General features: G+C 68.6%; 9 protein-coding genes and 1 riboswitch. Of the genes, 4 read left to right on the plus strand and 5 right to left on the minus strand.

The window, feature by feature from the left end:
- Window positions 1–46: 46 nt before the first annotated feature.
- Window positions 47–1,780: a DUF3556 domain-containing protein gene (locus AWC24_RS20325; protein WP_085088716.1), complete on the plus strand. Its 1,734-nt coding sequence runs from the start codon at window positions 47–49 to the stop codon at window positions 1,778–1,780.
- 5 nt (window positions 1,781–1,785) lie between these two features.
- On the opposite strand, the gene AWC24_RS20330 is transcribed toward AWC24_RS20325, so the two are convergent.
- Window positions 1,786–5,799 (minus strand): cation-translocating P-type ATPase, encoded by a 4,014-nt coding sequence (locus AWC24_RS20330; protein ID WP_085088719.1) that lies wholly within the window; start codon window positions 5,797–5,799, stop codon window positions 1,786–1,788.
- Window positions 5,800–6,089: 290 nt separating this feature from the next.
- A complete protein-coding gene (locus AWC24_RS20335) occupies window positions 6,090–6,968 on the minus strand; it encodes a crotonase/enoyl-CoA hydratase family protein (RefSeq protein ID WP_085088722.1) in 879 nt (292 codons plus the stop codon).
- 107 nt (window positions 6,969–7,075) lie between these two features.
- On the opposite strand from AWC24_RS20335, the gene AWC24_RS20340 reads away from it, so the two are divergent.
- On the plus strand, window positions 7,076–7,666 hold the full coding sequence (locus AWC24_RS20340; RefSeq protein WP_085088725.1) for a cysteine hydrolase family protein: 591 nt from the start codon (window positions 7,076–7,078) through the stop codon (window positions 7,664–7,666).
- Between the two features lie 8 nt (window positions 7,667–7,674).
- On the opposite strand, the gene metE is transcribed toward AWC24_RS20340, so the two are convergent.
- Window positions 7,675–9,954, minus strand: coding sequence for a 5-methyltetrahydropteroyltriglutamate--homocysteine S-methyltransferase (gene metE, locus AWC24_RS20345; protein ID WP_085089115.1), 2,280 nt, complete (start codon window positions 9,952–9,954; stop codon window positions 7,675–7,677).
- Between the two features lie 133 nt (window positions 9,955–10,087).
- Window positions 10,088–10,293, minus strand: a riboswitch (cobalamin riboswitch).
- Between the two features lie 52 nt (window positions 10,294–10,345).
- On the minus strand, window positions 10,346–10,996 hold the full coding sequence (locus AWC24_RS20350) for an SDR family oxidoreductase (RefSeq protein WP_085089117.1): 651 nt from the start codon (window positions 10,994–10,996) through the stop codon (window positions 10,346–10,348).
- Window positions 10,997–11,080: 84 nt separating this feature from the next.
- Here AWC24_RS20350 and AWC24_RS20355 point away from each other — a divergent pair, with 84 nt between their 5' ends.
- The gene (locus AWC24_RS20355) at window positions 11,081–12,058 is read left to right on the plus strand and encodes an LLM class flavin-dependent oxidoreductase (protein WP_085088728.1); all 978 of its coding nucleotides are present in this window, start codon (window positions 11,081–11,083) and stop codon (window positions 12,056–12,058) included.
- The gene (locus AWC24_RS20360) at window positions 12,055–13,125 is read left to right on the plus strand and encodes an NAD(P)H-dependent amine dehydrogenase family protein (RefSeq protein WP_085088730.1); all 1,071 of its coding nucleotides are present in this window, start codon (window positions 12,055–12,057) and stop codon (window positions 13,123–13,125) included. The genes AWC24_RS20355 and AWC24_RS20360 overlap by 4 nt, the downstream gene beginning before the upstream one ends.
- A 2-nt stretch (window positions 13,126–13,127) precedes the next feature.
- Here AWC24_RS20360 and AWC24_RS20365 read toward each other — a convergent pair whose 3' ends face one another.
- Window positions 13,128–14,006 carry a mycofactocin-coupled SDR family oxidoreductase gene (locus tag AWC24_RS20365; protein ID WP_085088733.1) on the minus strand — a complete coding sequence of 293 codons (879 nt, stop codon included), beginning with the start codon at window positions 14,004–14,006 and terminating at the stop codon, window positions 13,128–13,130.
- Window positions 14,007–14,063 lie beyond the last annotated feature (57 nt).

Here is a 14,063-nt window from a genome sequence, read left to right on the forward strand (position 1 = left end):
CCCGTTCACGCCACGATGATCTAGAACGCGTTCTAGTCTGTCGGTCATGGGATTCCTCAAGCCCGAACTGCCCGTCGTCGACTTCGCCGAATGGAGCAAGGGCAGTCGTAGCGAGAAGATCCGCCCGATGGCCCGGCATTGGGCCGAGGTGGGCTTCGGCACGCCGGTGGTGCTGCACCTGTTCTATGTCGTCAAGATCGCGCTCTACGTCCTGGGCGCCTGGCTGGTCGCGCTCAGCACCACCGGCATCGATGGGTTCACCGAGGTGCGGCAGTGGTGGAGCGAACCGATCGTCTTCGAGAAGCTCGTGCTCTACACGATGCTGTTCGAGGTGATCGGCCTGGGCTGCGGGTTCGGACCGCTGAACAACCGGTTCTTCCCGCCGCTGGGCTCGATCCTGTACTGGCTGCGGCCGAACACCATTCGGCTGCCGCCCTGGCCGCGCCGGATACCGCTGACCGCCGGCACCAACCGCACGCCGGTCGACGCCGCGCTGTATGCGGCCCTGCTGGCGATGCTGGTCGGCGCGCTGTTCTCCGACGGCACCGGCCCGATCCCCGCACTGAACACCGACGTCGGGGTGTTGCCGCACTGGCAGATCCTGACGATCCTGACGATCCTTGCGGTCACCGGACTCCGCGACAAGGTGATCTTCCTGGCCGCCCGCGGTGAGGTGTACGCACCGCTGGCGGCGGCCTTCCTGTTCACCGGGGTCGACATGATCATCGCGGCCAAGGCGATTTTCATGGTGATCTGGGTGGGTGCCGCGACGTCGAAACTCAACCGGCACTTCCCGTACGTCATCTCCACGATGATGAGCAACAACCCGTTGGTCAGGCCGAAAGCGCTCAAACGCCGCTTCTTCCGCGACTTCCCCGAAGACCTGCGCCCCGGCGTGGCGTCGAAGGCGCTGGCGCACCTGAGCACCGCGATCGAGATGGGCGTGCCGCTGGTGCTGTTCTTCTCCCACGGTGGCTGGCCGACCGCGATCGCGGCCTTCGTCATGGTCTGCTTCCACCTGGGCATCCTGGCGGCTATCCCGATGGGCGTGCCGCTGGAGTGGAACGTGTTCATGATCTTCGGGGTGCTGTCGCTGTTCGTCGCACACGCCGATCTCGGGTTGCGCGACGTCAACAACGCCTGGGCGGTGGCGCTGCTGTTCGCGATCAGCGCGGGCACCGTGGTGCTGGGAAACCTGTTCCCGCGCAAGGTGTCATTCCTGCCCGGGATGCGGTACTACGCCGGCAACTGGGACACCACGCTGTGGTGTTTGAAACCGTCCGCCGAGGAGAAGATCGCCCGCGGAATCGTCGCCATCGCCAGCATGCCCGCCGCCCAGCTGGAACGCTTCTACGGCAGTCCGGAGGCCGCGCAGATCCCCATCTACATGGGATATGCGTTCCGCGGCTTCAACACCCACGGCCGAGCATTGTTCAGCCTGGCGCACCGGGCGATGGCCGACGGCAGCGAGGACGATTACTCCCTCACCGACGGCGAGCGGATCTGCTCGACGGCGGTCGGCTGGAACTTCGGTGACGGCCACATGACCAACGAGCAGCTGATCGAGGCGCTGCAGCAGCGCTGTGGCTTCGAACCGGGGGAGGTGCGGGTGGTGATCCTCGACGCTCAGCCGATCCACCGCCAGACCCAGGCCTACCGGCTGGTGGATGCCACCACCGGGGTGTTCGAGCGCGGCCACGTCAAGGTGGCCGACATGGTGGCGCGCCAGCCCTGGGAAGACGACCTGCCGGCATATGTCGACGAGAACGGAGCTCGCTGACCCGCTCAGGCTGCCTCCGGGCTACGCGATAGGAAGCGGGGCGCGATGGCCGCGGCGGTCGTGGCGACCGCAGTCGATCCCAGTGCCTGCGCCCAGCCGACCGGGCCGAGCGGCGTGCACCCCATGAACTGGCTGACACCCGGGGTGCTGATCAGCAGTGCCATGGCCGCGAACGAACCGCCCGCGGTGACCGCCACCAGCGGCGAGCGTGACTCCAGCAGCGTCTGGCTCAACTGGGTGGTCACCAGCGCGACCAGGGCCACCGTGGCGGCGCGCCGCGGGAAGCCGGTGAATCGCGCCATGAACCACGCCGCCAGCGTGGCGCCGGCGGTGGTGGTACCACGCAGTGCCACCGCGCGCAGCAGGGCCTTCTCGTCGGGCCCGCGCCCGCTGAAGGGCATCGGCCGGCGGGGTTGGCTCATCGCCAGTGCGGTCGCGGGGAACGCGTCGGTCACGATGTTCACCAGCAGCAGCTGCCGGGTGTTCAGCGGTGCCTGACCGGTCAGTGCGCTGCCGATGATGGCGAACACAGCGCCACTGGCGTTGCCGCCCAGCAGCACCGCCACCGCGGCCTGCACCCGCTGCCACAATTGGCTGCCCTCGTTGAGGGCGTCCAACAGGGTCTCGATGCGCCCGTCGAGCAGCACCACGTCCGCGGCGGTGTGGGCGGCGTCGCTGCCCTGGGCGACGATCCCGATGCCGACGGTGGCCGCGCGGATGGCGGCGGCGTCGTTGGCGCCGTCGCCGACCATCGCCGACACCTTGCCGCTGCGTTCCAGTGCCTGCACCACCTGCACTTTGTTCGCCGGTGACATCCGGGCGAACACCACCCGCTCGGCGACGGCGCGCTCCTGCTCCTTGCCCGACAGGCTCTCCCACTCGGTGCCGGTGATGACCTGCTCTTCGGTCACCGGCAGGCCCATCTTGCGGGCGATCGCGCGGCCGGTGGTCGGGTGATCGCCGGTGATCATCCGGACCGGCACCTCCCGACGGTGCAGCTCGGCCAGCAGGCCGGCCGACCCCGCGCGCGGGGTGTCGGAGATACCGACGAATCCGACCAGCTTCAGTCCGTGGGCGCACTGCCGGGCCATGGCGGCCAGTTGGTCCTCCGGGTCGGCGGAATCCGAAAGTGACTGCGCCTGCTCGGCGCTGAGCTCGCGCCGGGCCACGGCGAGCACCCGCAGGCCGTCGTCGGCAAGTTGCTCCACCAGGTCGTAGATGTCGGCCGCAACGTCTCCGCAGGCGCCGAGTACCACTTCGGGTGCGCCCTTGATGCTCAGTTCGGTCCCGGTCACCGACGCCGCGAACGGGCGTCCGGAACGGAACGGCAGGTGGATGTCGGCGGCAGCCGGCGGGCAGTCGGCGATCACCGGCTCAGCCGCCGCAATGATCGCGGCGTCGGTGGCGTCGACATGGCCTTCCCTGCCCGACGGTGTCGCTTGTATCGCGCAGCGCAGCACCGCGTCGGGGGCATGACCGGTGGCAGGGCGCACCTCGGTGACCTGCAGCCGGTTCTCGCTGAGCGTGCCGGTCTTGTCGAAGCAGATCACGTCGACCCGGCCGAGTGCCTCCACGGAACGCGGCACCCGCACCAGCACACCGGATTTGGTCAGCCGTTGCGCCGAGGCATGCTGGGCCAGCGTCGCGACCACCGGCATGCCTTCGGGGACGGCCGCGACCGCGACCGAGACACCTTGGGCCACCGCGTCTTGCAGTCTGGTGGCGCGGAGCACCCCGAGCAGGCTGACCAAACCGCCGGTCATCAGGCTCAGCGGCCATATCCGGTCGGTGATCTGGCCGAGCTGATGGCCCAACCCGATGTCGCCATGGCGACTGGCGACCATGTCGGCTGCCCGGCGCACCTCCGTGTCGGGACCCACCGCGGTCACCAGCGCAAGGCCCCGCCCGGCCGCCACGGTGGTGCCGGCAAAGAGCATGCAGCGCCGCTCGGCCAACTCCGTGCCCGGGGTGGCGTCGATCTGCTTGGTCACCGGCAGCGACTCACCGGTCAGTGACGCTTCGTCGACTTCGAGCTTCTCCGGCTCGACCACGCGGGCGTCGGCCGGTACCACGTCGTCGGGTCCCACCTCGATCAGATCGCCACGCTGCAACTGATCTGGGCGCACCTGGACCCGTTCGCGGCTGCCGTCGGGCCGGATCGTGACCTTCCACGCCGGCGGGATCTGGTCGGCGAGCAGCCGATTCAGCCGCAGCTCGGCACTGAGCCGCTGTCCGGCGGCCAGCACGGCGTTGCTGGCCAGCACCGAGCCGACCAGCAGCGCATCCAGCGGCGAGCCCAGTATCGCGGTGGCCGTGGCGCCCAACCCCAGCACCGGGGTCAGCGGGTCGGACAACTCGTCACGCACCGCGTCGATGAACTGCCAGACCATGTGACGCTGCGTGTCGTCGGTTGCGTCCGGCGCAGTTGTGACATCCGTCGGCGACGCCAGCACGGCCCGAACCTGGTCGACCGACATGGCGTGGAACTCATCGACGGGGACCGGTCGTGGCACGGGTGTGTTGACCACGTTGCGCGCCATCCGGTAACCGGAGAACACCCCCGACGCCGCGCCCAGCACGACCGGTCCGGGGCCCCGGCCCCGAACGGTCGGTATCAGCAGCAGCGCGCCCATCGCCGAAGCGCCGATGGACAGCTGGACGCCGCGGCGGCTGGCCGCCTTGGCCGCGGGCAGGGCATGCAGCACCCGCCACACCCCGGCCAGATCGTCGACGATCAAGTCCGTGCCCAGCGGCTGCGGCCGGCCGCTACCCGCGGGCCAGATGGCCACCCCGAGATCGGCGGATGAAAGCGCCTCGGTGGCAGCCGAGGAGATCACTGCGACGGTGTGGCCCTCCTCCTGGTAACGGACCAGTGCGTCGAGCAGTGCGTCATCGATCGAAGTTCCGGTCATCGGAGCGATCTCGTCGAACGTCGGTCGCAGTTCGCCCAATCCGGTGGGGTCCTCGACGGAAACCACCTGCACCTCGGCCCGCTGTGTCTCGGCGAGTGTTGCGGCCGCCAGCGGATGAGGCGCCGGTGCGAAAAGTGCCTCCGTTCTGGATCGGCTCTTGCCGCCGCGCGTGCCGGCGACCGGGTGCCAGCCCGGTCGCAGATCGTCGTCGGCGAGCATCGCCTGGGCGCGCTCCCAGACGGCCAGATCCTTTTCGCCGGCGCCGCGAAGCCGTACCAGGCGCAATTCGTCGCTGCGGAGCACCCGCGGGTCGAGGATCACCACGTCGACCCGGTCCAGTCGGCGCAAGCTGTCCGGGCGCACCGGCAGCGCCTCGTTCTTGTCGGCCAGCCCTCGGCCCAACGTCGCCGCGAATGATTCCAGGGTGGAGCGGGCGGCCTTCGGCACGGCTACCAACGCTGCGGTGCCGGCCAGGTTCGGATCGCGGCTGACCGCACCGACCACGGCGGCGCCGACCGCCTGAATCCAGGTGCCGCGCTGCAGGTGTTCCTCGACGGGTCCGGCCGGCGGCGGTACCGGTCTCGGTGCCGACTCCGCGCCTGCTTCGCCGGACGCGCGGGACAATTCCGGTTCGCGCCGAGACCACGACCGCGCCACGGCGCGGGCTTCAGCGGTCTTGAGCGTGTTGATCGCCAGGTCCACGGCCAGAATCGACGGTGCCAGCGCGAGCGCATTGGCGGTGGTGGATGCCAACCCCAACGCAGTGTCGGTGGCGCGCTTGCCGATTCGTTCCTCGAGTAGTCGGCGCAGCCGCGGCTGATGGTCCAGCGCGACCACCGCGCCTTGCACACTGGCCGGCAACCGCGGAAACCGCAGGGCGCGCCCGGCCAGCGAGATGCCCAGGCCGACGGCGGTGATACCGGCCATCGCGGCAGTGCTGACGGCCAACAAGCCGTCGCCGGGAGCCGGAGCGGAACGAGGTGGTTCACCCTCGGCGTCGTCGTGCTCGTCGTCGGGAGGTTGGCTCTCGACCGCGGCGAGCGCGTTGTACCACGAATCTGGTTCGGGTTCAGCCTCGTCGATGAGAGCGGCTATCGAGGGGGGCATCGGTCTCCTTCGTTCGGCGACCGAATCTGCCCATGGAACCCGGCGAGAACTCTCGGTCGACACGGTTCATCGTCCGAAGGTCTCGCTCACGGAAAGTGATAGGCCCGCTGAATGACCGGGCGGGTGGCCCGCCGTACTGACGACCATTCACATCCGCCTGGCGGCGGTTAGGAACTACTCCCCTTCGCCAGCGAAGGTATACGCGCATAGCGGCCTGTGGCTGAACGGAGTCAGGACCGGACTTGAAATGCGGGTGAACTCAGTAGATTTCAGCCGGCCGGCGCTACCGGTTACCGCTCGCCGAGCCATTCGTCGTAGAACGGCGGCATCGCCGAGGCCCGAGAGGTGAAGTGTGGGTCACGCTTCTCCAGGAAGGCGCGCACCCCGTCGGCGCCGTCGCCGATGCTGGTGTAGAACATCGCCAGCGAGTCCACCCGGTGCGCCTGTACCGGGTCCGGTTGCGCGGAGTTGCGATAGAGCATCTGGCGCATCAACGCGAACGACACCGGGGAGCGGCCCTTGGTCCACGAGTCGGCCAGCGCGCGGGCGTCGCCGAGCAATGCGTCCGGTTCGTGCAGGGAGCGGGCGATCCCGGCGGCGTGTGCCGCCTCGGCATCGAGTATGTCGGCGCGATACAGCAGATCCAGCGCCGTCGGCATCCCGACGATCCGGGGCAGGAACCACGTCGAACATGCCTCCGGGGTGATGCCCAGCTTGCCGAACACCAGCCCGAACCGCGCCTTGGTGGAGAACAGCCGGGCGTCCATCGCCAGCATCATGGTGGCGCCGATCCCGACCGCGGGCCCGTTGACCGCGGCGATCACCGGCTTGCGGCAGTTATAGATCGCCAGCGTGACCTGCCCGCCGGTGTCGCGTACCCGAACCAGCTCCGGGTCGTCGAGGTCGGCCATATCGGCCAGCGTCGGAGACTTGGTTTCGTCGAGGCCGAAGACGTTGCCGGTACTGGACAGGTCCATCCCGGCGCAGAACGCGCGACCCGACCCGGTGACGATCACCGCGCGGACCGCGTCGTCGTCGTTGACCTCGACGAAGGTGCGCTCCAGTTCGTCGGCCATCTGCACGGTGAACGCGTTGAGGTTGTCCGGGCGGTTCAGATGAACGGTGAGGATGCCGTCGGTGACCTCGTGGCGGATCGTGGTGAAGTCCATGTCTACTCCTGTGCCGGGTTCAATGGCCCGAGATTATCGGTCAGCTTGTGGCGGGTCGCCTCGGCGTCGGTGGAAGGATGGAGTTTCGACGAGCGAAAGGTAGGTCGATGAGCGAGACGTTGCGTGCCTTGGCCGGATTGCCCGCTGAACCGCCGAGTCTTCGAGATTCCACGCTGATCCTGGTTGATTGTCAGGTCACCTACACCCAAGGGGTGATGGAACTCGACGGTGTGCAGGCGGCACTCGACGAAGCAGCGGCGCTGCTGGACCGCGCCCGCACCGCGGGAATTCCGGTGATCCACATCCAGCACGACATGGGGCCGGGGTCACCCTATGACATCACCGGCGAATCCGGCGCGATCGTTGATCGGGTGGCACCGCGCGGCAATGAACCCGTCGTGGTCAAGGGCTACCCGAATTCTTTCATCGAGACCGATCTGGATCAGCGCCTCAAGGGGTTGCAGGCCAAGAACCTGATCCTGGCCGGCTTCATGACCCACATGTGCATCAATTCGACGGCACGCGGGGCGTTCAACCTCGGCTACGCCCCGACCATCGTCGCCGCTACTACGGCCACCCGGCCACTGCCCGGGGTGGACGGCACCGTGTCGGCGGCGACGGTACAGGCCGGCAGCCTGGCTGCTGCCGCCGACCTGTTCGCCGTCGTCGTCCCGGGAGTCGGGTCCGTGCCGGATTAATGCCGGATCTAGACGCCGGCGCGGGCTTCCTTCGCCGCCGCTACCAGGTTGGCCAGCGAGGCGGTCACCTCGTCGGTCTTGCGGGTCTTCAGCCCGCAGTCCGGGTTCACCCACAGGCGTTGCGCCGGAACGGCGTCAAGCGCCTCACGCAATGAGGTGGCCATCTCGTCGGTGGACGGCACCCGCGGGGAGTGGATGTCGTAGACGCCCGGCCCCACCCCGTTGGAGAACCCGATCGCGTTGAGGTCGTCGAGCACCTCCATGTGCGAGCGGGCCGCCTCGATCGAGGTGACGTCGGCATCCAGGTCGGCGATCGCGCCGATCACCTCCCCGAACTCCGAGTAGCACAGGTGGGTGTGGATCTGTGTCGCGTCCGACACCCCGGACGTCGACAGCCGGAACGCGCCGACCGCCCAGTCCAGGTAGGCCTGCTGGTCGGCCCTGCGCAGCGGCAGCAGCTCCCGCAGCGCCGGCTCGTCGACCTGGATCACCGCAATGCCGGCCGATTCCAGATCCACCGTCTCGTCGCGGATGGCCAGCGCCACCTGGTTGGCGGTGTCGGCTAGCGGCTGGTCGTCGCGGACGAACGACCACGCCAGGATGGTCACCGGCCCGGTCAGCATGCCCTTGACCGGCTTGTCGGTCAGCGACTGGGCGTAGGTGGCCCACGCAGTCGTCATCGGGTGCGGGCGCAAGACGTCGCCGAACAGCACCGGCGGACGCACGCAGCGGCTGCCGTAGGACTGCACCCAACCGTTGGCGGTGGCGAAGAAGCCTTCCAGTTGCTCGGCGAAGTACTGCACCATGTCGTTGCGCTCCGGCTCGCCGTGCACCAGCACGTCCAGCCCGAGGCCCTCCTGCAGCTTGATGACGTCGGCGATCTCGGCCTTCATCCGGCGGGTGTACTCCGCCTCGTCGATGTCACCGGCGACCAGCGCGGCGCGTGCCTTACGGATGTCGACGGTCTGCGGGAACGACCCGATGGTGGTGGTAGGCAGCGGCGGCAGGTGCAGCCGCTCGGCCTGCGCGGCGCGGCGTGCCTCGGCGCTGCCGCGGTGTGCGCCGGAGGTGGTGATGGTCGCGATCCGGCCGCGGACGTCGGCGTTGTTCAGCCGCGGATCGGACTTGCGGGACGCAACCGCGGCATTGGACGCGGCGATCTGGTCGGCCACCGCTTCGCGGCCGTCACGCAGCGCGCGGGCCAGGGTGGCCACCTCACTCAGCTTTTCGGAGCCGAATGCCAGCCAGCTGCGCAGGGCGTCGTCGAGCCCGGTCTCACCGTCGAGTGTGTAGGGCACGTGCAGCGTCGAGCAGGAGGTGGACACAGCGACGGCCTCCGCCGAACCCAGCAGCGACGCCAGCTTGGCCAGCGCGGCCTGCAGGTCGGTGCGCCAGATGTTGCGGCCGTCGACCACACCGGCGACCAGCGTCTTGGAGGCTAATTCCGGCACCGACGCGATCTTGGTGTTCGGGCCGTAGACCAAATCGACACCGATCGCCTCGACGGGCGTGCGTGCGAGTGCCGGCAGGGCCGCACCCGGGTCGCCGAAGTAGGTGGCGACGAAGATCGCCGGCCGCTTACTCAGCCCGCCCAGCCGGGCGTAGACCTGCTCGGCCAGGGCGGGGGCGTCGGCGGCGACGTCGGTCACCAGCACCGGTTCGTCGATCTGCACCCACTCGGCCCCGGCGTCTGCCAGCTTGCCCAGCAGTTCGGCGTAGACGTCGGTCAGCTCGTCGAGGCGGAAGATCGGCGCCGGTGCTCCGTCGACGGCCTTGCTCAGCAGCAGGAACGTGACGGGTCCGATGATCACCGGCCGGGCCACGTTTCCGCCGATGCCCTGCTCGGTGGCCTCGGCCAGTTCGGCGAGCACCTTGGCCGGGTTGAGTGTGAACGTGGTGTCCGGGCCGATCTCCGGGACGATGTAGTGATAGTTGGTGTCGAACCACTTGGTCATCTCCAGCGGGGCGATCTCGGCATTGCCCCGGGCCGCGGCGAAGTAGCGGTCCAGCTCGTCGGCCACCCCGGCGACCCGAGCCGGCAGTGCACCGAGCAGCACTGCGGTGTCGAGCATCTGGTCGTAGTAGGAGAAGGTGTTCACCGGTATCGAGTCCAGGCCGGCTTCGGCCAGCTGCGCCCAGCCGTCACGGCGCAGGCCGGCTGCGACGTTTCGCAGTTCGTCTTGTCCGATCCGGCCGGCCCAGTAGCTCTCGGTGGCGCGCTTGAGCTCGCGGCGCGGACCGATCCGCGGTGAGCCGAGAATGGTGGAGGTAAAAGGTTGAGCGGTCACGATCTGATCCTTTGATTTGCGAGGGTGGGCCACCGCCGGCGGTCGTCCAGCTCATCCGGTTCGGTGCGATTTAACGCACTATAACCCTCAAAACCAGGCGCCCATTCCGCGAGGCGATGGTCCGCCGGGCGCGGCGCGCCCGGCACAACAGGCAGGTCTTCGGACTCGCAGGCACGCACCGACGGTGCTCCTAGTGGCCGTCGCTTCCCAGTCAATCGTGACCAGTGCCGTTGACGGCGGTCGTTCCTGCATACCGCTGCGGGACAGTCCCGGATTCTCACCGGGTTCCCTCTCGCGCCCCACAGAAAACTACGTAAACCATGGTGCGCTCGACGCCGACGCCGCCTTGCGGCGATGTCGACAAACCAGTTGCATGACCGAGATTACCTGGTCAACCGGCTTGCAGGGCCTCTGGGATGGGGGTCTCGCCATCGTTGAACTCGATGGTGCGGCGACTCGTCGAGGGATCGGCCAAGCAGGCCGCGATCGCTAACGCGACGTTGCCGCGGGAGACCTCGCCTTTGCCGGCAGGTGGCTTCACCTCTATCCGGCCGGTAGCCGGCTCGAGGGTGAGGCGGCTCGGCCCCAGCACCGTCCAGTCCAGGTCGCTGGCCCGAAGGTGAGCGTCGGCGGCGGCCTTGGCCTGCGCGTACGGGAAGAACGCATCGTCCTCGGGCACGCCGTGCGCGGGGCCGGCGCCGAAATAGGACACCATCACGAATCGGCGCACCCCGGCCTGCCCGGCGGCGTCGATCACCCGGATCGCGGCATCGCGGTCCACCGCGTAGGTCCGGGCGGGGTTGCCGCCGCCGGCGCCGGCGGTGAACACCACCGCGTCGTGGCCGGCCAGCAGTTTCGCCAGGGCGTCGGTGTCGAGCTGTTCGATGTCTGCGACCACGGGGACCGCGCCTGTCACCGCCACCTCTTCGCTGTGGTCGGGGTTGCGGAACACCGATGTCACCTGGTCGCCGCGTTCGGCCAGCAAGGGGCTGAGTAGCAGGGCGACCTGGCCGTGGCCGCCGATGATAACGATGCGTGCCATGGTTTCGACCGTACCTGCCGGCCGCGCCACGCGACTGACTTCGTCGCCGCCGATAGGAACAAATATTAGGTTATAGTCTGCTGGATGCTCACTCTGCGCTTCGATATGCGAGCGCCCGCATCGGGTGCACCCAGCCGGGAGCTCTATGCCGCGGCTCTCGACATGTGCGCCTGGGCCGAGACCCGCGGTGCGATCGCCGCCGTGCTCTCCGAACACCACGGCACCGAGGACGGGCACCTGCCGTCGCCGCTGCTGCTGGCCGCGGCGATCGCCGCCCGAACCGAGACCTTGGCGATCATGCTTGCGGCGGTGATCCTGCCGTTCCGGGATCCGGTCCGGCTGGCCGAGGACATCAGCGTGCTCGACAATCTCAGCAACGGCCGCATCGCCTACGCCTTCGGGATCGGTCACCGCGCCGAAGAATACGAGCACTTCGGCATCGACAGCCGTACGCGCGGGCGGCTCGCCGACGAGAAGCTGGCATTGCTGCTAGGGCTATTGCGTGGCGAGCCGGTGCAGCACCAGGGCCGCCGTATCCATGTGACACCGGCGTGCGTGGGCCGGCCGCACATCATGGTTGCCGGCGCCAGCCGGGCAGCGGCGCGGCGGGCCGCCCGTCACGGGCTGGGACTGCTCGCGCAGGCGAACCCGCCTGGCCTGAAAGACTTTTACGACGCGCAGTGTCGCGCTCACGGACGTGAACCCGGGCCGTGCCAGTTCCCCGACGCCGATGCGCCGACGACGGTATTCGTCACGGACGACGTGGACCGGGCCTGGGACGAGCTGGGACCGTACCTGCTGCACGACGCCGTGACCGCTGCCGCCTACCGGCACGATGACGCGCCGGTCGTGAGCATCTCCCGGGCCACCAGCGTGGCCGAACTGCGGGAGACACCCGGCCCCTACCGCATCGTCACGGTGGATGACGCCGTCGCGCAGCTGCGCTCCGGTCGCAGCCTGCCGCTGCTGCCGTTGTGCGGCGGGCTGCCGCCTGTGCTCGCCTGGCCGTATCTGGAACACGCCGCCGCGGCGGTCGCCCGATCCACCGAAGGGACGAGATGAATCCGAAGACTCGAGTCGTGGTCTGGTCGACCGGTGGCGTCGGTTCCATCGCGATCGACGCGATCCGGCGCCGGCCCGATATGGAACTGGTGGGCGTCTGGGTGCATTCGCCGGACAAGGTGGGGCGTGATGCCGGTGAGCTCGCCGGCGGAACCGCGCTGGGGATCAGCGCGACCGACGACGCCGACGCGCTGATCGGGTTGCGGCCCGACTGCGTCGTGTACGCGGCGAGCGGCCCCGAACGCGACGCCGCTGCCGTGCCGGACTACCTGCGGCTGCTGGATGCCGGAATCAATGTCGTCTCCACGACGTCGACCGGTCTGGTGTACCCGCCGGCCTACTTCCACCCCGAGTGGCGCAAACAGCTCGAATCAGCCGCCGAAGCCGGTGGTGCCTCGTTCTACGCATCGGGTGTCTTTCCCGGCTTCGGCTCCGACCAGCTGGCACTGCTGTTGGCGACGCAGTCCAAGACCATCCGGTCGGTGACGGTGAGCGAGGTATCCCTCAACGACCACTACCCGGTCGCCGACGTCATGATGGACGGGATGGGTTTCGGCCGGCCGCTGGACTTCGACCCGATGCTGAGCACACCTGGCTTCATCGAAATGGCTTGGGGTGCCCCGATTCACCTGATGGCGCAGGCGTTGGGTGTACATGTTCAGGAGATTCGCGAATCGCTGGATCGGCGAGTCACCCATCACGACATCGTGGTCGCGTTCGGAACCATCGCGGCCGGCACGTGCGGCGCGGTGTGCACCCGCGCCGCCGGAGTCGTCGACGGCCGCGAGGCCATCGTGGTCGAGCACATCATCCGAATGGCCCGTGACGTGGCCCCGGACTGGAAGACGTCGGACTGCGACGCCACCTACCGGGTGGACATCGACGGTGACCCCGAGATCCACTGCGCGATGACGCTGGGGGATGCAGAAGGTCACGGTGCCGGCCGGGGCGCGATGGCCGCGACCGCGATGCGCGTCGTCAACGCCGCACCCTACGTGGTCGACGCCGCGCCGGGACTGCTGAGCTCGCTGGATCTGCCGATTACGTTGCCGCGGCACGCGATCTGAGACTATCCGCCCGGTCCGTTGGGCCACTTGAGCAGCGAGCCGGCGTCGACGCGGATGTGCTGGCCGGTGATGTAGCGGGCGTCGTCGCTGGCCAAAAAGACCCCCAGGTTGGCCATGTCCTCGGGCTCGATGTAGGGGATGGGCATGGCCTGGAAGAGCGTGAACAGCGGTTCGGCGTCCTCGCGGGTGGCCTTCTTTCCTGCGTTGGTCAGGTCCGGACGGAACATGGAGTACATCCCGTCGTTCTGCAGCAGGTGGGTGTTGCAGTTGGTCGGGTGGATGGCGTTGACCCGGATCATCCTGGGCGCCAGGTGCAGCGACATCTCGTCGACGTACTCCATCACGATGCGCTTGCTCCAGCCGTACCCGGCGCCGCCGGGTCCCATATTCGGGTTGTCGGTGGTGCCGCGGATCATGCCGGCGGTCGAACCGGTGACGATGACGGATGCGCCGTCGGGCAGGTGCGGAATGGCAACCGCGACAGTGTTCATCACACCGACCAGGTCGACATCGGAGGCGTCGACGAACTGCATCGGGTCCGGCTTGCCCATCGCCATCGGCAGGATGCCCGCGTTGGCGACGACGATGTCGACCCTGCCCAGATCCGCCAGGCCCGCCTCGAGCGCATCGCGCAACTCGTGGCGCTCGCGGACATCGGCGATGCGGGCGACCACCCGGCGGCCCAGTTCCTTGACCGCTCGTTCGGTCTCGGCCAGATCGTCGGGTGTCGCCAGCGGGTAGGGGTTCGACTCGATCTGGCGACAGATGTCGACGGCGATGATGTCGGCGCCCTCCCTGGCCATCGCGAGGGCATGGGCACGACCCTGACCGCGGGCCGCGCCGGTGATGAATGCGACTTTGCCGCTGAGCTTTCCGGACATGGACCGAACCTATGTGACGAGCCCGCCTTAATCAATAGGTTTCGGAACAAAACTTTG

This window comes from Mycolicibacter senuensis, from assembly GCF_002101885.1.
Taxonomy (GTDB): Bacteria; Actinomycetota; Actinomycetes; order Mycobacteriales; family Mycobacteriaceae; genus Mycobacterium; species Mycobacterium senuense.